Raw genomic sequence first — 23,439 nt, 5'->3', positions numbered from 1 at the left:
CGTTAGGCTTACCTTTAGTATATAAACATGAAAAAGTTTTTGCCTAACCTAATGTAAAGAAGTCTAAAGAAATTACACCAGGTATTGAGAATTTTCGGAAAAAAAGAAGGCGGCCATTTAGCCGCCTTTTTGTTTAGCTTGCCTGCGAGGAAGCATCTTCGGTGCCAGGGAGCGGCTCAGGTAACTGAGGCGCAAACCCGCGCAGACCCACCACGTGAACGTGTTCGGTGTTCTGGAAGACTTTACGCACCAGTTTATAGGTAGTGCCTTTCTCTGGGCTGATGTTTTCCGGCGCGGCGATAATCAGCTGCATTTGCAGACGCTCGCACAGTTCAAACAGGGTCGCGATAGAGCGCGCATCGAGTCGCGCAGCTTCATCAAGGAACAGCAGACGGCAAGGAGAAATATCTTTCCCGCGTAATCTACGCCCTTCGTCTTCCCAGCTTTGTACAACCATCACCAGAATAGACATCCCGGTCCCGATCGCTTCACCCGTTGACAGCGCGCCAGATTCAGCTCGCAGCCAGCCGTCAGAGCCACGGTTAACCTCAACTTCCATTTCCAGATAGTTACGGTAATCCAGCAGCTCTTCACCAATGGTTTGCGGCGTACGTTGCCCCATATCAATTTGCGGATTCAGACGCTGATACAGCTTCGCCAGCGCTTCAGAGAAGGTCAGGCGATTACTGTTAAACAGATCCTGGTGCTGTTCATGCTGTTCGGAAAGTACGTCCAGCAAGGTAGCATGCGTCTCACGTACGTTGACGTTCAGACGAACGCTGTTTACCTGGCCAAACGACACGCTTTGCAGTCCCTGGTTTAGCATGCGAATACGGTTCTGTTCGCGCTGAATGGTCTTACGGATGATATTTGCCACGCTGCGAGAGCTGATCGCCAGCTTCTGTTCGCGGGAAGTCAATTCTTCCGTCAGACGGCTCAGCTCAATCTCCATCTGTTCGATGGCTTCAACCGGATCGTCGGTACGGATAATATCCTGGCGAATACGTTCACGCAGATGCTGGTAAACCGCGACAAAGAACTGAATTTTACGCTCTGGGCGTTTTGGATCTTCAGACATGCGCAGCACATCGCGCAGGTGTTCGTTATCCGCAACCGCCAGACGCAGCGCACCGAGCGCCTTATCCGACATCGAACGCAGTTCATCACCGGAAAGGTACGCCAGCTCACGACGGTGCAGGCGGCGTTCAACGCCGTTATCTTTCACCATCCGCATCACCGCACACCATCCAGCTTTTGCGGTAACCACCTGCTCGCGCATCTCAAAATAATCACGTTCCAGCTTGCGCAGCCTGCGGGTCAGGTTGTCCATCTCCGCTTCGCAGAAGGTCAGAGCTTTTTCCAGTTGGTTACGGCGTGCACGGTTATTGCTGAGCTGCGCATGTAGTTCATCACGACGAATACGCGCGCGCTCTTCGGCACCACTGTCCGCACGAACACCGATATCCTGCAGTTCACGTTGTAAATCGTTAAGCAGCTCTTTTTTGGTGTCATAGGAGCTTTTCAGCGACGCCATGACCTGGTTGTACTGGCTTAACTGTGCGGCGTGGCTGCGTAGCGCTTCACGGGCGCGAGTACGTTCCGCTTCCGCCTGTTCCAGGCGCTCACGCAGTTTTTCGTTCAGATCGCTGTTGCCGCTAAGCATTTCGGCAGAGTCGGAATAGCTGAAATGCGCCCGACGCTGCACCACTTCGGTCAGGGCAAAAGCCTGCTGACGCGCATCGCGCTGCATTTGCTGGGAATACGCGTAGTCTTCCTTCAGCTGTTCAAACTGCTCAGGGTCATTTTGCAGAACAGAAACGATAGGTTCCAGTTTGGCTAACTGATTGCCGTGCTGCTGCACAAAACGCGCCGCTTCCTGGGCTTCATCCAGACGCTCGCGAATTTCGTCCACGCGATCGGCCAGCGTGTCATCCGCCAGCAGATTCAAACGCGGCAGCAGGCGGTTAAGCGCTGATACTCCCTCTTTCGCCTGTTCAAACTGCATACGGCTTTGCTGGTTATCATTTTCATGATTGGTTAGCGCACGTTCCAGTTCAACGCGACGGCCATTCAGTTGGCGAATTTCCGCTTCAGGATCGTCTTCAAACGCCACCGACAGATGGCTGCCAATAAAGCGACTAAACGCCTGATGCAGACGCTGGGTTTTCTGGACGTCAAAGGAGAGCGTGGCGAAACGTTCAGACAGCCCTTCACGCTCGGCATGCAGGGTTTCGATACGGCTTTCGCGCGCTGCACGACCAAAAATCGGCACCGTCGGGAAGCGGGAATAACGCCACTGACGCTCGGCGGTTTTCACCACTACCGCTTTTTCCAGCTCATCGACGCTGAACACGCTGTCATCAAACGACTGCGGATCCCCTTCAATGAAATAGAGATCTTCCGGGCAATCCGTCAGCCCTTCAAGCTGTTCGGTAATCAGAGACAGATCCGGCACCACGATAGCATGACGCGAAGGTCCGTACAGCGCTGAGAAGTACGGCGCATCTTCAAGGCTAACGTCGTCATAGATTTCTGACAGCAGCACGCCGCCGAAGCGTTCCGCGAGCGCGTTCAGGCGCTGATCTTCCGCCCCACCGGGCTGACTTAAACGTTCAATCTCTTCATCAACCGCAGTTTTGCGCGCGCCGACTTCATCACGCTCAACAATGGCTTCACGCTCGCGCTCCAGCAGTTGTTGCAGATACTCGGTTACGTCCTGGCTTGAGGTAAACTCTTCGCCGCACTGCTCGCTAAGCTGGTTCAGGCTATTTTGCGCGGCCAGCCAGACAGGCGCGCGTTTCATCAGATGCTGGATACGAGACTGAAGTTGCTCTTGCTCCTGGCGCAACGTCATACGCTGTTCGCTGGCAGAAGAAACGCTGTCCGACAAGGCGGCGATACGCGCTTCCAGCTCCTGATGCAGGGCTTCCAGCTCATCGATATCGAACTGTTTACCCTGACGTTTGCAGAATTCAGCCAGTAGACGCTCGGCGTCTTGTTGTTCGCGCAGACGCTGCTCCAGCTCGCTGAGTCGCATACGCAACGGCTGAACCTGTTCCGCCAGATGGCGCTGTTCAACACCTTCCCGTAGCAGTTCACGCGCCACACTCCAGGCCTCACCACGCGCCAGTGGGCCATTGATAGCCGCCACCAGCTGATAAGCCTGTTCGAACTGACTGTGCGCGGTTTGCGCCACGCTCATTTTTTGTTCCAGCGTCAGCAGTTTTTCAGTAGCTTCCTGCTCTTTGGCCTGGAAAGTTTCCAGCCATTCGGCAGCGCTGTCGGCGGTCAGATCCGGTAAGTGGCAAAGCTCTTTCGCCCGATTCAGCGCCTGGATCGCCTGAGTATACTGGATGGCTCGCGTTTGCTGGACGTCCAGCGCCTGCTGGTAATCAGCAAGCTGGCTTTTCAGCTCATCCACTTCCAGTTCAGCGGCTTCTGCGCGGGCTTCGTTTTCATCCTGGCGGTCAACGGCTTCCGCAACCACCTCATTTTGTTCTTCAAGCCGGATCTGCAGTTCTTCAAGATCCGCTTCATAGCGTTCAATTTTTTCCTGCTGACGCAGCGCGGTTTGCACCAGATTAAGGTGATCGCTCGCGGCCTGGTAATCAGCTTCCAGATCGCCTTCCGCCCCGTTGTGCTCACCCAGCTCGCGCGCCATATCCACGTGCTTATACTGCTCTGCCGCCAGCTGTTTGCGTGAAGTATGCAGCTCACGACGGTATTCCAGCGCTTTATCGAGATGAATACGACGTTCGTTGGCGTGGCGCATATAATCCGCGGCCACATAGTTGGTCGCTTCGCTGATCAAATGCTTAAACAGGTCGCGGTCAGACTGGGTTACACGAATCGCTTCCAGCGTCATACGGTTTTCACGCAGCGCGGCTTCCATATCCTGGAACGCTTTACGTACGCCGCTATTTTCTGGTAGCAGGTAGTCACGCAGTGAACGGGTAATGGCGCTGGAGATCCCGCCGTACAGCGAGGCTTCAATCAGACGATAGAATTTACTACGGTCAGACGCGGAGCGCAGGCGGCGGGCAATGATGCCCAGATCGAACATCAGCGAGTGATAATCAGTTATTGAGTTGAACTGCTTAAACTGCACGCCTTCCATCTCATCAAGCTTCTCTTTCAGCTCAGAGAGGGACAGCACGCGCGCCTGGCGTTCATTCAGCGTTTCTGTCACCAGTTGGGTTGGCTGCACCGACATCGGCAGTCCCTGAATGGCAAACGGTTTGATATCCACTTTGCGATCGCGACCGGCAACCTGTTGCAGACGCACACCCACGACCACGCGCTGATGGCGCGAGTTGAGGACATCGAGCATTGAGTAACAGACACCCGCCTTTAGCTTACCGTGCAGGCCCTTATCACGTGAACCGCTGGTTGCCCCGGCTTCGGTGGTGTTACGGAAATGCAGCAGCGTTAAGTCCGGGATGAGTGCCGTAACAAATGCCGCCATGGTAGTGGATTTACCCGCACCGTTACCACCGGACAGCGTGGTAACCAGTTCGTCAAGGTCGAACGTACGGGCAAAAAAACCATTCCAGTTAATCAGCGTAAGTGAGCGAAATTTACCGCGTTCAATCATTATTCTTCTTCTCCACTGTCCGGCTGATTCTCTTCAGGCTCATCGTTGAGCTGCAGGCGGTTCTCGACCGGCATCGCTTCGCCATCACGAATTAAGCGACGCTGCGCTTCGCGCGGATCGTCACCGCTGCGCACGTCCGCGCCAAAGCGGAAGACGGATTCCGTAATCCGGAATTTGCTGCTGTCGTGGCCCATAAACCACACCATGCCTAAACGGCGCAGGCGGTTTAACGAAGAACGAACCTTTTCCTGGAGCTTCTGACGGTCAACGTCTGAACCGGTTGAACGGTTGTTCACCAGCTTCAGCAGCTTCGCTTCATCAGCCAGCGTTAGCAGTTCGTCATACAGCTCTTGCTGAGTAAAAATCCCTTCGTTCGCCAGGCGTTCCGGGCTGAGATAGAGATAGCAAAGAATTTTACCAACCATCATGTCCAGTTCAGACAGGACCGAACGGGGAATGAGCGTCGTTGAACGCGGGCGAAGGTAGAAGAACCCTTCCGGCGCACGGATCAATTCCACGTTATAGCGGCTGTAAAACTCTTCAAAATATTCCTGAAAATCCATCAGGAAGGCATGATTATCCAGTTCATCCAGACCGATGTGACGGCCCGAACGTAAGGCGCTATCCAGCGCCGGAAATAACGGATTCGCCAGCGCCTGCGCCAGCTTTACCGGCATCACTTGTTCAATATTTGTCAATGACATGCGCCTGTACCTTGGCTCCGTAATCATTAATCGGCTGCCATTTGGCTGGCAGTCCGGTGAAATCTGCTTGCGCTACGCCAAGGCGTACCGCCTGATCGATAACAATACGCGCGACGTCGAAATGACGCGCACGTGGGTATTGCGCCAGATACTCGCGCACTACCAAACCGAGATCCAGTGGTGTTTGTCTGGATTTGTAGATAGCCAACTGTTCTTCGATGATCGCCGCCAGCTGTTCACGGATCTCGTTAAATTCTTCATATTCCAGATCTGCCGGAAGCTCACCGGTGACCTCTTCGTCACGCAGCACCATCTCCTCGTCACGCATATCCAGCAGACGATCGGCGTTGGCATAGGTCAGCGCCCACGGTTCGTCAAAATAGGTCTGCACGGACTGACGCAGACGCTGGGCAAAGACACGGTTTTTATCCATATCGATCGCGGTACGGATAAACTTATGCACGTGACGATCGTAGCCGATCCACAAATCAATAGACTGCTGACCCCAACTGATAATACGGTCAAGCTTGCTTTGTAAGTCAAATACCAGCCGATCGACGAAATGTAAATCGTCATGCGTCATCGTAGCGTCCTGGATGCGTAACAGGTTAGCCTGCAGCTTATCCCCCGCCGCTTCCAGCGTATCCTGCAGTTCACGCAGCGTACCAGACGTTTCAGAAAGCAGCAGTTCACAGCTGGAAATAGCCGCCCGCCAGTCTTTATTCAGCAGTTGCGCAATATCGTCTTTTACCTGCTGCTGCTGTTCATCCATGATGCGCTGGGTCAGATCAATACTGTCGAAAATCTCCGCCACCGAGTATTTCAATGGCGCATAGACGTTGCGATGCCAGTGGAACTCATCGCCGCCTTCCGCTGCCGCATCCGCCGCGCGTTTCAGTTCACCTGCAACAATCGACAACTGCATCGAAAGACGCAGCGTAGAGAATTCACGCTGACGAATATAGTAATCCGTGATGCCAATTCCCAATGGCGTTAAACGGTAAATGGCGTTGCCTTCCGCCTGCTCGCTGGTAAAGCGGTTCAGCAGACGTTGACGTACCATATCGTTGATCGCGTTGTTGGCGCGTACGCCGATGGTTTCGCTGGTTTGCTCAAACGCATCACTCACATGGCGGAACGCATCCACCAGTTCACCTTCACTCATCTCGCCGTCGAGTCGCTCACCGTTTAGTGTGGCAACCGCCAGCAGGAACGAAAGTCTGTCTACCGGCAGAGAGATGGAGAAGTCATTTTTTCTGGCCCAGGCAACCAGTTCGGGGACTGTCTGGGAAAATTCACTCATAAATTATCCTTGCATCTGCGGTTTGCGCGCGGTGACATGAATATAACGTCCAAGGCTGATAAACGGCTCCTGGCGACAATAGCGCGTTTCTATTTCTGTTAAAGCGTCAAAACAGTCATGCTGTTTTTGTTTATCACGCAGATAATCATGAAACACCCTCACGCCCGTTTTACCGGTTATCTCCCAGCCAATCTCCTCCAGCCAGCCATAGACCTGCTGAGGGTCTCGCGGAAAATCGGGAGACAACGTGCGCCGTTTCTTTTTATACATTCCCTGCTGTACATAGCCGAAATTACCGACCAACACATTACGCATCAACAGACCGTTTGCATTGTAGAACATCAGCGATAAAGCACCGCCCGGGCGTAACATCGACCACAGTGTTTTTAAGACGGCTTGCGGGTCGGCCACCCATTCCAGCACAGCATGAAACAATATCAGATCAACCTGAGAATCCAAATGCTGTGGGATGTCCTGAGCGGCACAATGTATAAAATGCATGTTGTCGCTCACACCTTGCTCTTCTGCCGCCCGTTGCGCTCGCGCCACCATCTCAGCAGAAAGATCGCACAAGGTAACGTGATGGCCCCGCTGCGCCATCAGAATAGCTGTCTGCCCTTCTCCGCCACCCGCATCAAGCACACGCAATGTTTGACCCGCGTAGCCGGCAAGAAGTTTGTTCAGATCCTGCCAGAGGATCGTCTGACGAAGCTGACCTTTGGTGGTGCCGTAAATGTTACGGGAAAACTTCTCTGCAATGTCATCAAAATTGCGGTCCCGCATCGGGCTCTCCACATACTGGCTTTAGGGTGACTAAGTAAAACCGCTATTTTGTCACACCCACGCCGAGAATGAACCTTCCTGGTGTAATATCCCTGCAGATCCCCTGCTGTATGGTTAAAAAAGGAACCAAAAAGAATGCTTTTTACGCTGAAGAAAGTGATTGGCGGTATGATGCTGCCGCTTCCGTTGATGCTGCTTGTGATGGGCATCGGCCTGGCGCTGGTCTGGTTCAGCCGCTTTCAAAAAACGGGGAAAGTGTGTATTAGCCTGAGTTGGCTGGCGCTGTTACTTCTTAGCTTACAACCCGTCGCCGACAGTCTGCTGAAACCAATTGAGGACAGTTATCCAACCTGGCAGGATACGCAAAAAGTGGAATACATTGTAGTGCTGGGCGGAGGGTATACCTGGAATCCTCAGTGGGCGCCAAGTTCTAACCTGATCAACAACAGCCTTCCGCGTCTGAATGAAGGGCTGCGTTTGTGGCGAGCCAATCCTGGGTCGAAAATGATTTTCACTGGAGGCGTTGCAAAGACCAACACCGTAAGTGCGGCAGAAGTTGGTGCCCACGTGGCGCAGTCGCTGGGGGTACCAGTCGATGACATCATCACCCTGGATCAACCCAAAGATACCGAAGAAGAAGCCGCAGCGGTAAAGCAGGCCATCGGCCACGCGCCGTTCCTGCTGGTAACCTCTGCCTCACACTTGCCGCGTGCCATGATTTTCTTCCAGCAGGCCGGGCTACATCCGCTGCCAGCACCGGCCAATCAGTTAGCGATTGATTCACCGCTTAATCCGTGGGAGCGCGCAATTCCTTCACCTGTCTGGCTAATGCATAGCGATCGTGTGGGTTATGAAACCCTGGGACGCATCTGGCAGTGGCTAAAAGGATCGGAACATTGATAGCATTTTTGCCTGATGGGGACGCTGACGCGTCTTATCAGGCCTACGTGTTCAGCGCAAAATTGTAGGCCACGTAAGATGTTCACGTGTTCATCAGGCGAGCCACGGCAGCAATGATTTTGTCGCCAGGTCAAAGTTGGAGCGATTAAAACGTCCGGTGTTGACCAGTTGCGCGACCTCATCCCATAACACGTACAACCAGCGCCGCCAGATAAATGACTCCGCCACTGGCGCGCGTTGCAGGTACTGCCAAAGCAGGCTTTCGGCCAGCGCATTATCCATCAGGCGAAACAGTTCATATTCTCTTGGCGCCCACAGCATCAACCCCGGTCCCACCATCGCCAGAAGCTGATCGCTGCGGGCGTCTTTGAGCATGCTACGTAAACTGAAATTACCGTGGATCAGCACGCAGTTATCATTGAACCCTTCAAATAAGGCGGGCAAACACTCACGGGTGCGAAACAGGATCCGCTTATCCTGCATCGTCAGCCCGGTATTGTTGAACTGATTTAGCGTAGTCCACAGCACCTCAACGCGCTGACGATACCAGGATGGCCAGATATTCTCTTGCGTGTTATCCACCATTCCCACGCAGCCACGGCTATCCTGCCGATGCCATGACAGCAGACCTTCTACTATCTGATCTTTCAAATGTTCCCAGCGTTCAGGCGTTCGGGCTGGCGCTTCCACTGGTACGCCGCGTAGACGCTCAAGCAGCAACACATCAGGACCGGGATGCTCCTCGTGCGTTAAGACCCCATAAATGACGGGCATTCGAACCGTACCACTGCGCGCCAGCATGGAGGTTTTCCATGCCAGCTGCTGCGCCATACCCGGCGTGGTGAAACTCCTCGCCATCAGCGGCATCGGATTTCCCTGGCTGTCATACAGCGACCACAGGGCCGTATCCGCTTTTTCATTCACGCATTCTATACGACTGAGTTTTTCACCCAACAGATGGCTGAGTTCGGCACGCAACTGTTCCATTTCAGATTGCCCTCATAAATGCTACTGCTTTCATAATGAGCGTCGTGCAGACAGATGTCACCCGGATGAGATCAATTGATGAAAAGAAAAGTGGGGGGAAAGCGTAACGATACGACACTCCTCCCAAAAATTCGCGTTACCAGGGGGAGTGTCGTGAGAAAAACTAACGCATTTCGGCGCGAACGCGCTCAAGATCTTCGGCAGTGTCTACGCCGGTACCGGGTACTTCTTTGGCGACGGCAACGTGAATTTTTTCGCCGTACCACAGCACACGTAGCTGCTCCAGCATTTCAATATGCTCAAGCGGGCTGGGCTGCCAGTTAACATAGCGGCGGATAAAACCGGCGCGATAGCCGTAAATACCCAGATGGCGCAGGAAGGTGTCACCCACCGTTTCCAGGCTCCTGGCAAAACGATCGCGATCCCACGGGATGGTCGCGCGTGAAAAATAGAGCGCATACCCTTCGGCGTCCAGAACGACTTTTACCGCATTCGGGTTAAATGCCTCTTCCGCACTGTGAATCGGAGCCGCAAGTGTCGCCATACCGACCTGGCGCTGCGCCAGATTCTCTGCGACCTGGCGAATAATGACCGCCGGGATCATCGGCTCATCACCCTGTACATTCACAATAACGGTATCGTCGCTAAAACCACATTTCTCGACGACTTCCGCCAGACGCTCCGTACCGGACTGGTGATCGGCGCGAGTCATGCATACTTCGCCACCCACCGCTTCTACCGCGCGAGCGACATCTTCGTGATCGGTCGCAACGATAATACGTTCAGCGCCAGATTCACGCGCACGCTCCAGAACATGCACGATCATCGGCTTGCCGTTGATATCCAACAGCGGCTTGCCCGGCAAACGTGTGGACGCATATCGCGCAGGAATAATGACCACAAAACTCATGATTTACTCTCATCAGCAGTCAGAACGCGGGCTTCGGTTTCCAGTAAAACGGGAATACCATCACGCAGTGGGAAAGCAAGGTTATCCAGTTTACAAATCAGTTCCTGTTTTTCCTGGTTAAACCAGAGTTTGCCATTGCATACCGGGCAGGCAATGATTTCAAGCAGACGATGATCCATAGTTCCTCCAGATGGACCGGATTGTGAATCCGTAAATATTAACATAATCGCTTAAAGGGCTGGGTCTATTTCCCAACCATGGCGTACATCAGCAAATAAACCTTCAGGATAGCGTCCCAGCGTCACGCGTGTTGCCTGCTGCCAGCGGGCAAAATCATCAATCGCCTGAAACAATCCTTTTTGCAGAGTAACCCCAGGTTTGACGTCATCCTGTAACCACAATGAAATCACATCCAGCACGCCCGTTTTGCGGTGCATTTTGGCATCCATCCGCCCAACTAATTGCCCGCGATGCAGCAACGGCAAGACGAAATAACCATACTGACGTTTCGGCGCCGGTGTATAACATTCCAGCCGGTAGCTAAAATCGAATAGCTGTTCTGCCCGTTTACGATCCCAAACCACCGGATCAAAGGGCGATAATACTGCGCTATGGGTCGCCGTTAATTTACCCGCCAGCGCCTGCTCCAGCAGCGGCTGAAAGTGACTGTGCAGCCACAGGGTTCCCAGCCCTTCGACGTCGACAGGAATAATTTGTTGCTGCTGCGCGCGCACGTTACACCAGTTTTTTAGCGCCGGGCGCTTGAGACGGTAGTAGTCTGCCAGCCACTGTTCGCGAAAAATCCCCAGGCTACGGGCGCTGTTATCCAGCATGGCGCTTTCAGCATCCTCCTGCGAAAGCAGGTCGCGTTCATCATCCCAGTGCGGCATGACGCGATGGGTTAGATCATACACTCGCTGGAAATTACGCCTTTCCACCACCATGACTTTCCCGGCAGTGAACAGCCCTTCAAGATGACGCTTATGCGGCTTCCATTCCCACCAGCCGCTGGCCCCCTTGCGCGGATGCTCAAAATCGGCAGAGCGTACTGGTCCGTTATGTTGGATGTGCTGGAGCAGTTGCTCAATTTCATGCGCATGTTCTTTCATCCATTCCGCTTTATATTTCCAGCCCATTTTCTCCGGGGCCAGCATGCGGTGGCGTATCAGCATAAAGTCGCTGCGCGGCAAAAAACAGGCCTCGTGCGCCCAGTATTCCATCAATGCGCCCTGCTGCAATGCGTCATCCAGCCACTGGGGGGAATAATCGCCCAAACGACTAAACAGCACCAGGTAAGGGCTGCGCGCCACAATATTGATGGTATCGATTTGCAGTAACGACATGCGAGAAATGGTGGTAAGAATATCTGCTGGGGTTGCCCGACGGCGTGTTTTTTTAAGCAGCCCTTGAGCGGCAAGGTGAAGATGACGGGCATCCGTCAAAGAAAGACGCGGCAACGACATTTATGGCCTCATAAATGATTCGCTGCCGCAGCGTGAATCAGTTAGCGAGTCAGCGAGATTAAGTTATCCAACAACACATCAGGCCGATCGCCTGACAAATGAGCGTCAACAGGTAAATACCACCAGTTTTCATCGGCAAATGCCCGGCACTTAACCGCATCTTTTTCCGTCATTACCAGCGTTTGTCCGGCGTCTACAAACGCACTGACGTCACTGTAGGTCAGAGACTGATGGTCTGCCAGCGCAATGCTTTTTTGTATGCTGGCACCACACGCTTGCAGCGTGGCAAAAAAACGCGGTGGGTGGCCAATGCCCGCCATGGCGACAATATTGGTCAACTGCGCCACATCGCGGCGTTCACCCGTGCGTAAATTAACGGCCAGCCCCGGTTCAAGTCGCATAGGGATTTCCCCTGGCTGCGCAACGCCACCGTTAACGATAGTCGCATCAACCGATTTAAGCCGACCTGCGCGCTCCCGCATAGGACCAGCGGGAAGCCACCAGCCATTGCCAAACCGACGTTCGCCATCAATAACCACGATTTCAACATCTCGCGCCAGACGATAGTGCTGTAGACCATCGTCTGTCACAATAATCTGCACGTCATGTTGGGCCAAAATGGCTTTTACCGCATCCGATCTTACCGGGGATACCGCCACCGGCACGCCGGTACGTTGGGCGATCAGCACCGGTTCATCGCCCGCTTCTGCGGTAGTAGTATCAGCGGTCAGCAACAGTGGATAAGCAGGCGCTTTCCCGCCATAACCACGCGACACCACGCCCACGCGGATCCCACGTTGCCGTAGTTGTTCAACCAGCCAAATCACCACCGGTGTTTTGCCATTGCCGCCGGCGGTTAGGTTTCCGACCACCACAACCGGCACTGGCGCACGCCATGCGCGTTTAATCCCAAGCTTGTAGCATAAACGGATCCCGCCACTCACCAGGCCATACAACCAGGAGAGTGGGAGTAACAGTCGCCACAGCGGCGACTCACCAGACCAGATTCGTGCGATCATTGACCGAATTGCATTTTGTGTAATTGCGCATACACCCCACGCTGCTCAATCAGCTCGCTATGGGTTCCGCGCTCAACAATAATACCGTCTTCCACCACGATGATTTCATCCGCCTGTTCGATGGTAGAAAGGCGGTGGGCAATCACCAGAGAAGTACGGTTTTTCTGTAACTCATCCAGAGCAGCCTGAATCGCGCGTTCAGATTCGGTATCGAGTGCCGACGTTGCTTCATCAAGGATCAGAATCGGACTGTCACGCAACAAGGCGCGTGCGATAGCGATACGCTGGCGCTGACCACCGGAAAGCAGGACGCCGTTTTCGCCAATCACCGTATCGAGGCCATTGTCCATCTTGTTGATGAAATCCATGGCGTAGGCCATTTGCGCCGCTTTTTCGATCTGCTCGCGGCTGTACAAATCGGTACGCGCATAGGCGATGTTGTTGGCAACCGTATCGTTAAACAGGTGCACATTCTGCGAAACCAATGCAACCTGATCGCGCAGGGATGCCAGGGTATATTCGCGCAGATCGTGTCCGTCCATCAGGATCTGCCCTTCATCAATATCGTAGAAGCGCGTAATCAGGCTGGCGATGGTGGATTTCCCTGAACCCGAACGCCCAACCAAAGCAACGGTTTTGCCCGCTGGAATGTTCAGGTTGATGTTGCGCAGCGCAGGCACTTCACGTCCTGGATAGGTGAAAGTCACGTTGCGGAACTCAAGATTACCGGTAGCACGTTCGATTACGCGTGTACCTTCGTCTTTTTCCTGCTCGCTATCCAGAATCGTAAATAAGGTCTGGCATGCCGCCATACCGCGCTGGAACTGCGCGTTGACGTTGGTCAGCGATTTCAATGGACGCATCAGCGCGATCATTGACGAGAAGACAACCGTAATTGTCCCTGCTGTCAGGTTTTCCATCACGCTTGGGAAGCTGGCTGCATACAACACGAAGGCCAGCGCCAGAGACGCGATCAGCTGGATGATAGGATCGGAGATAGAAGAGGCAGAAACCATCTTCATGCCCTGCAAGCGCATCTTGTTGCTGACTTTATCGAAGCGCTTGGTTTCGACTTCCTGACCACCAAAAATCAGAACTTCTTTGTGCCCTTTTAGCATCTGCTCCGCACTGGTCGTAACCTGCCCCATGGTGTTTTGCATGTTTTTACTGATGCTACGAAAGCGCTTAGAAACTATACGAATAGCCACTGAAACAATTGGCGCCAGTACAATCAGGATCAACGACAGTTGCCAGCTGTAATAAAACATCATGATAAACAGGCCAATAATTGAAGCCCCTTCACGTACCACGGTGATCAGCGCGCCGGAAGACGAGGACGCTACCTGCTCTGAATCATAGGTAATACGTGACAGCAGCGTACCTGTAGACTGCTTATCAAAAAAGGAGACCGGCATACCCATCATATGACCAAACAAGCGGCGACGCATGGTCATGACCACTTTGCCTGACACCCATGAGATGCAGTAACTAGAAACATAGCTGGTAAAGCCGCGGAGAACCATTAGTCCAATGACCACCAGCGGCATCCACAGCAGCACCGAGCGATCCGTTTTACCAAAACCATCATCCAGTAATGGCTTAAGGAGCGATAGCATGAAGGTATCGCTGGCCGCGTTAAGTATTAACGCTATACCCGCCACGATCAGACCCGATTTAAAAGGCGCTATGGTTGGCCATAGTCGGCGAAACGTCTGCCACGTAGAGAGATCTTTATCGTTATGCATTCAAAAAACCAGCATTTGTTAGAATAGCCGCATATTCTACCCGTTATCATCCGACACGCCAAACCACTGATGATACCAACGAGGTAAAATCTGATCCCGCAAGCTACGTACTCGCCAGTTTTTTGGATAAAAATCCAGCGTAATCTGCCCCTGATGTGGTGTATCCAGCCATTGATAATTTTGTTGTCGATAACGTTGCTCCACTTTCCAGGACGGTAGACGCCAGGCATTATAACGGGATGCAGAGGCTAACGCGGCCTGTCCGCCCACCCGCTGAATCAGCGCCAGTGATGATGAGGTATTGCTGCCATGATGCGGAACCTGCACCACCGTAGACTGCAGATGCTGCCAATAGTGACTTAGCATTTTTTGTTCAGCGGGAGACTCAATATCGCCGGTCAGCAGAATACTCTGATTCCCATCATCGACCTTTACCACGCAGGAGTGGTTATTCCCCGCATCTGTGCTTCCACGTACCGGCCAGTGCGCAGTGAAGGTTAACCCTTGCCACTGCCAGCGTTCCCCACGAAAGCACGGAAGATGCCCTTCCCAACCTAACGGACTTCTTATCCATAACGACGGCCAGGCTTGCTGCAGCGAGCGCAACCCACCCCGGTGATCCATATGCTCATGGCTTAAAATTACCCCTTGCGGCTCCAGATTGTGCCAGCGTAACCACGGAATAATCAGCTGTTGCGCGCTATCGCCTTCAGGCCATGCCAGACCAGTATCGTAAAGCAGCGCTTTCCCATTACGCGCAATCACCATCGCCAGCCCCTGCCCGACATCCAGCATATGCACTTGCCACACGTCAGTACGTGACGTTTGCCAGAACGGGCTGCTCAATAAAAGGGGCACTGTGACACAAACTACCGGTAGCGTTCGCCAGACGTTCAATCGATATACGATGAGCAGGAGTGCGGGTAAAAATGCAAGCCATTGCCAACGTGCATCAATATTGATCCACCCTTCAGGCAGGCTCCTGAGCCCCAAAATAACAGCGCCAGCGAGCGATCTGCTGAATACCACAAGCCCGATTCAATCATCGCCAGCCCGGTTAAATGCACGATCATGCCTGCTAATATCAACGGTACGGAAATAAAGGTGACCAGAGGTACGGCGAATAAATTCGCCAGAAATGAGGTCAGGCTGAAACCATGAAACATCGCGATTTGTACTGGCAGAAGCAGAAGCGTAATACCCAATTGCAAATGAGCAAGCGCCAGAAATTGACGTCCAACGCGCGATAGCGGCCAATCTGGCATTGGAACCCATTGATACCAGAACAGCAGTGCCGCAACGGCAAAAGCAGACAACCACAGACTCTGTGAAAGAACGGCGACAGGATCCACCACCAGAATGGCTGCCAGACAGCAGACCCAAACCGACCATCCATTCCACTGCCTGCCACTGAGTTTTAGCGCCCCCCAGACCAGTAGCGCAACAACCGTCCGTAATGCCGGGGGCTGTAGTCCCGTTAGCCAGGCATAGAATGTTGCACAGACTACCCCACCCACTAAAGGAACCTGCCAGCAAATCCAACTGGCTGGCATAAAAAATTGTCCCGCGCGAACTAACCCTGCAGCCAGAAGTGCGGCAAACGCAATATGCAGCCCGGAAATCGCCATCAAATGGGTCGTACCGGTATCACGCATAATGGTTTTCACCTCTTGTGACACCGATAAACGCTCCCCCATTCCCAGACCCAATATGACTTGCTGCCAGGGATAATCGGCGAGCGCAGTTTTCAGCGAGGAGAGATACCGCGAACGCAAACTGCATTGTGGTGAGATAACCGAAGCCTGCAAAAATCTTCCCGTCAGCGGCAGGTGCTGCGCCAACGCGTAACGCTGGCTATCAAACCCGCCCTCGTTCAATTGGCCATGTACAGCCCGAACCTTCAGCGTCATCGCCCATGTCTGACCCGCGCAAACGTCGTCGGGTAAGTACTGTCCATACAGAATAATTCCGATGGCGGGAAATATCCGCTTCCCCTGCAGATGCGTGATCTGGCCGTAGTGCGTTGTCATGTTATCGGTTGCAGTTATCCGCACGATAGCCTGCTGGTTTGTCGCAGGCAGCGTATTACCGGCCCACAGCGCATCTTTCGCAGCGAGAACGCCCCAAAGAAAAAACAGCAGAGTTACACCGGCGAAACGTACAGGCCTGCGAGAAATAAGACAGAGCAAGCATAACAGGCAAAATACGACGCTGATGCACAGCATGTCAGGTAGCCCAGGTAAGAGCATAAGCGGGAGAATGCCGAATAATGCACACGTACCAACCGTTGTTATTTTCATCAGTCACCTCCCTGTAACAGGAAGTGTGCGGTAATATGCGCCGGTTGTCTGGTGCCAATTTAGCGTTATACGGCGTGTGTTCCGCTGGTATTTAACAGCGCATGTAACGTACAAATTAACTGGGAGGAGGATTCCAGGATGGGCAGGCAGAAATGAAAAAAGCACCCATGCGGGTGCTTTTCTCGGCGTTAAGTCTCGCTAAAAACTTAACCGTAAATATTGGCGCGATCGCGCAGTTCTTTACCTGGTTTAAAGTGCGGAACGTATTTTCCTTCCAGATCCACTTTATCACCGGTCTTCGGATTACGTCCGGTGCGCGGTGCGCGGTAATGCAAAGAGAAGCTGCCGAAACCGCGGATTTCAATACGCTCGCCCTGCGCAAGAGTCGAGGCCATATGTTCCAGCATTTCTTTCACTGCATCTTCAACCGCTTTCGCGGGAATATGAGGTTGCTGGGTTGCAAGTCTTTCAATCAATTCTGACTTGGTCATGATTCCTCCGGTTCCTTAAAGGCATAATTAGCTGCTGCATTGATTAAGGGCGGCCTTAGCCGCCCTTTGTCATTGATTACAGGACGAATCCTGTAATCTGTCAAGCTACTCGTCACCCTTTGTGCTGTTAACAGCACAAAGGATTTAGGAGCACTCGATATTACTCGCCTTTAGCTGCTTTGAAAGCTTCAGCCATTGCGTTGTTAGAGAAGTTAGCATCTTCCTGTTTGTTAACAGTTGCGATTGCATCTTTCTCATCAGCTTCGTCTTTAGCACGAACAGACAGGCTGATTGCGCGGTTCTTACGATCAACGCCGGTGAATTTAGCTTCAACGTCGTCGCCAACGCTCAGAACCAGAGTTGCATCTTCAACGCGGTCGCGGGAAGCTTCAGAAGCGCGCAGGTAACCTTCAACGCCGTCAGCCAGTTCTACGGTTGCGCCTTTAGCGTCAACTGCAGTGACTTTACCGTTTACGATTGCGCCTTTCTTGTTCAGTGCAACCCAGTTGTTGAACGGATCTTCTGCGAGCTGTTTAACGCCCAGAGAGATACGCTCACGCTCTGCGTCAACCTGCAGAACAACTGCTGCGATTTCGTCGCCTTTTTTGTATTCACGAACTGCTTCTTCGCCTGCAACGTTCCAGGAGATGTCAGACAGGTGAACCAGGCCGTCGATGCCGCCGTCCAGGCCGATGAAGATACCGAAGTCAGTGATAGACTTGATTTTACCTTCAACACGGTCGCCCTTGTTGTGGGTTTCCGCGAACTGCTGCCATGGGTTGTTTTTGCACTGCTTCAGACCCAGGGAGATACGACGACGTTCTTCGTCGATATCCAGAACCATAACTTCCACTACATCGCCAACGTTAACAACTTTGGACGGGTGGATGTTTTTGTTGGTCCAATCCATTTCGGAAACGTGAACCAGGCCTTCAACGCCTTCTTCGATTTCAACGAAGCAGCCGTAGTCGGTCAGGTTGGTCACGCGACCAGTCAGTTTGGTACCTTCTGGATAACGCTTAGCGATAGCTACCCATGGATCTTCGCCCAGCTGTTTCAGGCCCAGAGATACACGAGTACGCTCGCGGTCGAACTTCAGCACTTTAACAGTGATTTCGTCGCCAACGTTTACGATTTCGCTCGGATGCTTAACGCGTTTCCATGCCATGTCGGTGATGTGCAGCAGGCCGTCAACGCCACCCAGATCAACGAATGCACCGTAGTCAGTGAGGTTCTTAACGATACCTTTAACTTCCATGCCTTCCTGCAGGTTTTCCAGCAGCTGATCGCGCTCTGCGCTGTTTTCGGATTCGATAACGGCACGACGGGAAACAACAACGTTGTTACGCTTCTGATCCAGCTTGATTACTTTGAATTCAAGCTCTTTGCCTTCCAGGTGCAGCGTGTCGCGGACCGGACGAACGTCTACCAGGGAACCCGGCAGGAACGCGCGAATACCATTCAGCTCAACAGTGAAGCCACCCTTGACTTTGCCATTGATAACACCAGTAACGGTTGCAGCTTCTTCGTAAGCTTTTTCCAGCGTGATCCAAGCTTCGTGACGTTTAGCTTTTTCACGGGACAGCAGGGTTTCACCGAAGCCGTCTTCTACTGCATCCAGAGCAACGTCAACTTCGTCACCAACCTGGATTTCCAGCTCGCCCTGGGCGTTTTTGAACTGCTCTGCCGGAATGGCGGACTCAGATTTCAGACCAGCGTCAACCAGTACTACGTCTTTGTCGATAGCAACAACAACACCACGAACGATGGAACCCGGACGGGTTTCGATTTCTTTTAAGGATTCTTCAAACAGTTGAGCAAAAGATTCAGTCATGTTTAATCTTCAGGTTTCATATTTAACGTCCACCTGGCTCCATGCCGGATGGGGTTGTTTAACATACCCGCTGTCAATCCATTGCAACGGGGGTACTGCAAATTCGGTCGCACTTAAGCGAGTGCCAGTTTTTGGCGCGCGTATTGTAACGCTTTTTCAATCACTTGCTCAATGCTTAATCGGGTTGAATCCAAAACTAAAGCATCAGCAGCGGGAACCAGCGGCGCTACAGCACGGTTACGATCGCGATAATCGCGTTCTTCGATCTCGGCCAAAAGGCGTTCAAAGTTAACACTAAAGCCCTTTTCCTGCAACTGTAGCATACGTCTATGCGCACGTTCTTGCGAGGAGGCGTCCAGAAAAATTTTCACCGGCGCATCCGGGAACACCACGGTCCCCATGTCACGTCCGTCGGCGATCAGACCGGGCGCTTCACGAAACGCGCGTTGACGGCGTAACAGCGCTTCACGTACGCGAGGAAACGCAGCGACCTGAGAGGCGGCATTCGCCACTTCCTGGGTGCGGATTTCGCCGCTGACATCTTCACCTTCCAGAATGACTTCAAGGTTGCCGTCCGTTGAGATAAAACGCACATCCAGGTGTGAGGCAAGCGGTACCAGGGCATCTTCAGATGTGACATCAACATGGTGATGCAACGCTGCGAGCGCCAGTACGCGGTAGATCGCGCCTGAATCTAACAGATGCCACTGCAATGCTTCCGCCATTGCCTTGCACAAGGTGCCTTTACCTGCACCGCTTGGGCCATCAATGGTAATAACCGGGGCAATTGCCGTCATCTTTTTCTCCTTAAACGGGCATACGTTAACGTGAACGCCGCGCATTATACGCGCCAACGCAAATAATCGTTAACACAGAGTGTAAAAACCCGATTAGTCTGTAACGATATGAGGAAGAATTGCGCAATTATAGCGGGCTGGTGAGAAACCAGCCCGGAAGATGACACTGATTTACTTTTTATCTGCAGCGATGCGTTCACGCATATGCTGAGCGCGATCGTCAGATGCTGGGTGAGAATCCATCAGCGATTTGGCATGGCCTGCGTCCATCGTGGCAAACTTATCAAACGCAGTCACTAAGCCCTGACGGTCAATACCGCGTTTTTTCAGCAAGTCATAGGAAAAGTCATCCGCATCTGATTCCTGACTACGGGAGAACGCTGAATTAATCACGCCTTCTGCCAAATCGCCCAACTGAGACTGGGAAAGCTGAGAAGCGACACCGCTGGTCGCAGAAATAGCATCACGCGCAGCCAGAGTGGCATACGCGGTCTGCATTGCTTTACGCGAGTGCCCTAAAGAAACATGGCCCAGCTCATGACCCAGCACGCCTTCTATTTCATTGTCGGTCATCAGGTCCATCAAGCCCGAATAAACACGTACGCATCCATTCGCCATTGCCCAGGCATTGATATCACTGGTCATATAAACTTTATAGTTAACCGGCGTTCCATCAATGTTATTCCCCAACGCTTTCGCAATTTTATTCAGGCGCTTAGTGTACTTGCTTTTCGCGCCCGCCAGCTGATTTTCGCTATCCATCTGCTTACATGAACTGTTAGAGAGGGCTTTGACATCAGCATCAGAAAGTGTCGCTGCTTTATAAGCAGCCATACCGGAACTGGCAACAAGGTCGCCATTCACACCATTTTTACAACCAGCCAGCAACGTGGCGGAAACTGCTAACGCCAAAAAGAGTGATTTATGCTTCATGCTAATCTTCCGTTGATATTTATAGTAAAAACAAATAAATAAGTTAAATCATCAACAAATTAGCATTAGTTGAAAGCATAAAAACAGTGCGGTTACGGACCTCGGAACGCCAGTCCTGGAGGACCGGCGTTCCGGGAGAATCAGGCAGGAGTACTAATACGCGCCAGCTGTTCGAAATAATCCGGGAAGGTTTTGGCCGTACATTTCGGATCCAGAATGGTCACCGGCGTGTCAGAGAGCGCCACCAGCGAGAAACACATCGCCATGCGGTGATCGTTGTAGGTCGCGATATCTGCAAACTGTAACGCCACAGGCGGCGTGACGCGAATATAGTCTTCGCCCTCTTCAACGGTCGCGCCCACTTTACGCAGCTCAGTCGCCATCGCGAACAGGCGGTCGGTCTCTTTGACGCGCCAGTTGTAGATGTTACGCAGTGTGGTCGTCCCTTTTGCGAACAGCGCAGCCGTAGCAATAGTCATCGCCGCATCAGGAATATGGTTCATATCCATATCTACCGCATTGAGTTCACCGTGGGTACAGGCAATAAAGTCATCGCCCCAGGTAATAGTCGCCCCCATTTTTTCCAGTACATCAGCGAAGCGAATATCGCCCTGCATACTGTTGCGGCCAATCCCGGTTACTTTTACCGTACCGCCTTTAATGGCCCCCGCCGCGAGGAAATAGGAGGCGGAAGAAGCATCACCTTCGACCAGATATGCCCCCGGAGACTGATACTGCTGCTGCCCTTGTACGACAAAGCGCTGGTAGTTCTGATTCTCAATTTCAACACCAAACGTTTTCATCAGGTTCAGTGTGATATCAATGTAAGGTTTGGATACCAGTTCGCCTTTGATTGCGATCGTCGTATCCTGCGGCGCCAGCGGCGCAGTCATCAACAGCGCAGTCAGGAATTGGCTGGATACGCTACCGTCTACCTCAACCTGTCCCCCGGTGAAGCCACCGCGCAAACGTAAAGGCGGATAGTTTTCCTGCTCCAGGTATTCAATATTCGCTCCGCCCTGGCGCAGCGCATCAACCAGATGACCAATTGGACGCTCCTTCATGCGCGGTTCGCCCGTCAACACAATGTCATTGGCGCCCAGACATAACGCTGCGGCCAGCGGGCGCATTGCGGTTCCGGCATTGCCAAGGAACAGCTCTACTGCACCTTCTGCGTGCAGCGCACCGCCGTTACCGATTATCTCGCAACACGTGCGATCGGAAGAAAGGGTATAGCTGATCCCTAACGCATTCAGAGCATTAAGCATATGGCGGACATCATCGCTGTCCAGCAGGTTGGTCAGGACAGTGGTGCCATTTGCTAATGCAGCCAGCAGCAAAGCGCGGTTAGAAACACTTTTGGATCCAGGCAGATTGATGGTGCCATCCACCCGCGCAATGGGTTGTAACGTCAGGGATTCCATGAAACTCGACTCTCAAAAACAGACATAAAAACCCCACAGACAGGCTGTGGGGATGAAAAATACAGCAGATTAACCGCGGCGACGCTCGAAATCGACCATGAAATCGGTCAGCGCTTTTACACCTTCAAGCGGCATTGCATTGTAGATGGACGCGCGCATACCGCCGACCACACGGTGCCCTTTCAACGCGTGCAGACCCGCAGCGAATGACTCTTCCAGGAAGAGTTTATCCAGTGCGCTGTCAGCCAACTGGAACGGGACGTTCATGCGTGAACGGTTGGATTTCGCCACATCGTTACGATAGAAATCACTGTTATCAATGACGCCGTACAGCAGTTCCGCTTTTTGCTGGTTAATTTTATCCATCGCGTTAACACCGCCCTGCTCTTTCAGCCATTTAAAGACCAGGCCAGATAAATACCAGGCAAAGGTTGGCGGCGTATTGAACATGGAGTCGTTGTCGTTCAGCACGGTATAGTCGAGGATTGACGGGCAGGACACATGGGCTTTACCCAGCAAATCTTCGCGTACGATAACAATTGTCAGCCCGGCCGGGCCGATGTTTTTCTGCGCCCCGGCGTAAATTACGCCATAGCGGCTAACGTCAAGCGGTGCGGAAAGAATGGTAGAGGACAGATCCGCCGTGACCACCACGTTGCTGGCAAAATTCGGCGTTTCTTCGATCGCAATACCATCGATGGTTTCATTCGGACAATAGTGCAGATACGCCGCGTTGTCAGAAAGCTGCCATTCGCTCATTGGCTTAACAGCGCGCAGTCCGTCAACGGTAACTTTGGCATCGATAACGTTTGGCGTGCAGTACTTTTTCGCTTCTTTAATTGCGCTGGCGGCCCAGTAACCGGCATCGACGTAATCCGCAGTTGTTTTATCACCGAGAATATTTAACGGGATACCGGCGAATTGTCCGCGACCACCGCCATGGCAGAATAACACTTTATAGTTGGAGGGGATGCTGAGAAGATCGCGAAAATCCTGCTCCGCTTCTTCTGCGACCTGGATGAATTCTTTGCCACGATGGCTAATTTCCATCACCGACGTGCCAAGACCGTTCCAGTCGCGAAGATCCTGTTGAGCCAGTTTAAGAACTTCTGCCGGTAACATTGCCGGACCTGAGCTAAAATTGAAGACCTGAGCCATTTCCCCTCACCACGTTGTGTTGTTGTCCAATCAACATCCTGTCATTGACGATAATCCGGTGACAGACATTGGTATAAGTTATTCCTGCGGATAT

17 protein-coding genes and 1 pseudogene are annotated in these 23,439 nt (G+C 52.7%); 1 reads left to right on the top strand and 17 read right to left on the bottom strand.

The features are described from left to right. Positions 1 to 133: 133 nt before the first annotated feature. Genes mukB through cmoM form a run of 4 tightly spaced genes read right to left on the bottom strand, consistent with a single transcriptional unit; the run spans position 134 to position 7,384 of the window. Complete coding sequence (gene mukB / locus OGV94_RS18115) at positions 134 to 4,594, bottom strand: chromosome partition protein MukB (protein WP_087052627.1); 4,461 nt, start codon at positions 4,592 to 4,594, stop codon at positions 134 to 136. Beyond that, positions 4,594 to 5,298, bottom strand: coding sequence for a chromosome partition protein MukE (gene mukE, locus OGV94_RS18110; protein ID WP_016152457.1), 705 nt, complete (start codon positions 5,296 to 5,298; stop codon positions 4,594 to 4,596). Before mukE ends, mukB begins: the two co-directional genes overlap by 1 nt. Next, on the bottom strand, positions 5,279 to 6,601 hold the full coding sequence (mukF, locus tag OGV94_RS18105) for a chromosome partition protein MukF (protein WP_043015768.1): 1,323 nt from the start codon (positions 6,599 to 6,601) through the stop codon (positions 5,279 to 5,281). The genes mukE and mukF overlap by 20 nt, the downstream gene beginning before the upstream one ends. Before the next feature lie 3 nt (positions 6,602 to 6,604). Beyond that, entirely contained in the window at positions 6,605 to 7,384 is a 780-nt protein-coding gene (gene cmoM / locus OGV94_RS18100; protein WP_100194156.1) for a tRNA uridine 5-oxyacetic acid(34) methyltransferase CmoM, read from the bottom strand. Between the two features lie 135 nt (positions 7,385 to 7,519). Here cmoM and elyC point away from each other — a divergent pair, with 135 nt between their 5' ends. Continuing rightward, positions 7,520 to 8,284: an envelope biogenesis factor ElyC gene (gene elyC / locus OGV94_RS18095; protein WP_043015766.1), complete on the top strand. Its 765-nt coding sequence runs from the start codon at positions 7,520 to 7,522 to the stop codon at positions 8,282 to 8,284. Between the two features lie 93 nt (positions 8,285 to 8,377). On the opposite strand, the gene OGV94_RS18090 is transcribed toward elyC, so the two are convergent. From OGV94_RS18090 to serC, 13 genes and pseudogenes are all read right to left on the bottom strand, one after another. Then, positions 8,378 to 9,271 carry a YcbJ family phosphotransferase gene (locus OGV94_RS18090; protein ID WP_043015765.1) on the bottom strand — a complete coding sequence of 298 codons (894 nt, stop codon included), beginning with the start codon at positions 9,269 to 9,271 and terminating at the stop codon, positions 8,378 to 8,380. Positions 9,272 to 9,434: 163 nt separating this feature from the next. Next, on the bottom strand, positions 9,435 to 10,181 hold the full coding sequence (gene kdsB / locus OGV94_RS18085; RefSeq protein WP_043015764.1) for a 3-deoxy-manno-octulosonate cytidylyltransferase: 747 nt from the start codon (positions 10,179 to 10,181) through the stop codon (positions 9,435 to 9,437). Next, complete coding sequence (gene ycaR, locus OGV94_RS18080) at positions 10,178 to 10,360, bottom strand: protein YcaR (RefSeq protein WP_003035793.1); 183 nt, start codon at positions 10,358 to 10,360, stop codon at positions 10,178 to 10,180. The genes kdsB and ycaR overlap by 4 nt, the downstream gene beginning before the upstream one ends. 51 nt (positions 10,361 to 10,411) lie before the next feature. After that, on the bottom strand, positions 10,412 to 11,644 hold the full coding sequence (locus tag OGV94_RS18075; RefSeq protein ID WP_043015763.1) for a winged helix-turn-helix domain-containing protein: 1,233 nt from the start codon (positions 11,642 to 11,644) through the stop codon (positions 10,412 to 10,414). 41 nt (positions 11,645 to 11,685) lie between these two features. Then, on the bottom strand, positions 11,686 to 12,663 hold the full coding sequence (gene lpxK / locus OGV94_RS18070; RefSeq protein WP_087051461.1) for a tetraacyldisaccharide 4'-kinase: 978 nt from the start codon (positions 12,661 to 12,663) through the stop codon (positions 11,686 to 11,688). Continuing rightward, a complete protein-coding gene (msbA, locus tag OGV94_RS18065) occupies positions 12,660 to 14,408 on the bottom strand; it encodes a lipid A ABC transporter ATP-binding protein/permease MsbA (RefSeq protein WP_043015761.1) in 1,749 nt (582 codons plus the stop codon). Before msbA ends, lpxK begins: the two co-directional genes overlap by 4 nt. A gap of 36 nt (positions 14,409 to 14,444) precedes the next feature. Then, positions 14,445 to 16,708 (bottom strand): annotated as a pseudogene (locus OGV94_RS18060) (ComEC family protein). Positions 16,709 to 16,914: 206 nt separating this feature from the next. After that, a complete protein-coding gene (ihfB, locus tag OGV94_RS18055; protein WP_003035780.1) occupies positions 16,915 to 17,199 on the bottom strand; it encodes an integration host factor subunit beta in 285 nt (94 codons plus the stop codon). Positions 17,200 to 17,359: 160 nt separating this feature from the next. After that, positions 17,360 to 19,033, bottom strand: a complete 1,674-nt coding sequence (gene rpsA / locus OGV94_RS18050) for a 30S ribosomal protein S1 (protein WP_003035776.1) — start codon at positions 19,031 to 19,033, stop codon at positions 17,360 to 17,362. A 113-nt stretch (positions 19,034 to 19,146) separates the two neighbouring features. After that, a complete protein-coding gene (gene cmk, locus OGV94_RS18045; protein WP_005123561.1) occupies positions 19,147 to 19,830 on the bottom strand; it encodes a (d)CMP kinase in 684 nt (227 codons plus the stop codon). Between the two features lie 171 nt (positions 19,831 to 20,001). Then, positions 20,002 to 20,763, bottom strand: a complete 762-nt coding sequence (gene loiP / locus OGV94_RS18040) for a metalloprotease LoiP (RefSeq protein ID WP_048225883.1) — start codon at positions 20,761 to 20,763, stop codon at positions 20,002 to 20,004. Between the two features lie 140 nt (positions 20,764 to 20,903). Continuing rightward, positions 20,904 to 22,187 carry a 3-phosphoshikimate 1-carboxyvinyltransferase gene (aroA, locus tag OGV94_RS18035; protein ID WP_087051457.1) on the bottom strand — a complete coding sequence of 428 codons (1,284 nt, stop codon included), beginning with the start codon at positions 22,185 to 22,187 and terminating at the stop codon, positions 20,904 to 20,906. Between the two features lie 69 nt (positions 22,188 to 22,256). Continuing rightward, positions 22,257 to 23,345, bottom strand: coding sequence for a 3-phosphoserine/phosphohydroxythreonine transaminase (gene serC / locus OGV94_RS18030; RefSeq protein ID WP_043015757.1), 1,089 nt, complete (start codon positions 23,343 to 23,345; stop codon positions 22,257 to 22,259). Positions 23,346 to 23,439: the final 94 nt, after the last annotated feature.

It is taken from the genome of Citrobacter sp. Ce006 (assembly GCF_030336535.1).
GTDB classification, from domain to species: domain Bacteria; phylum Pseudomonadota; class Gammaproteobacteria; order Enterobacterales; family Enterobacteriaceae; genus Citrobacter; species Citrobacter europaeus.
Note: the sequence above shows the minus strand (reverse complement) of the source record. Positions and strands in the feature narration are given on the sequence as shown.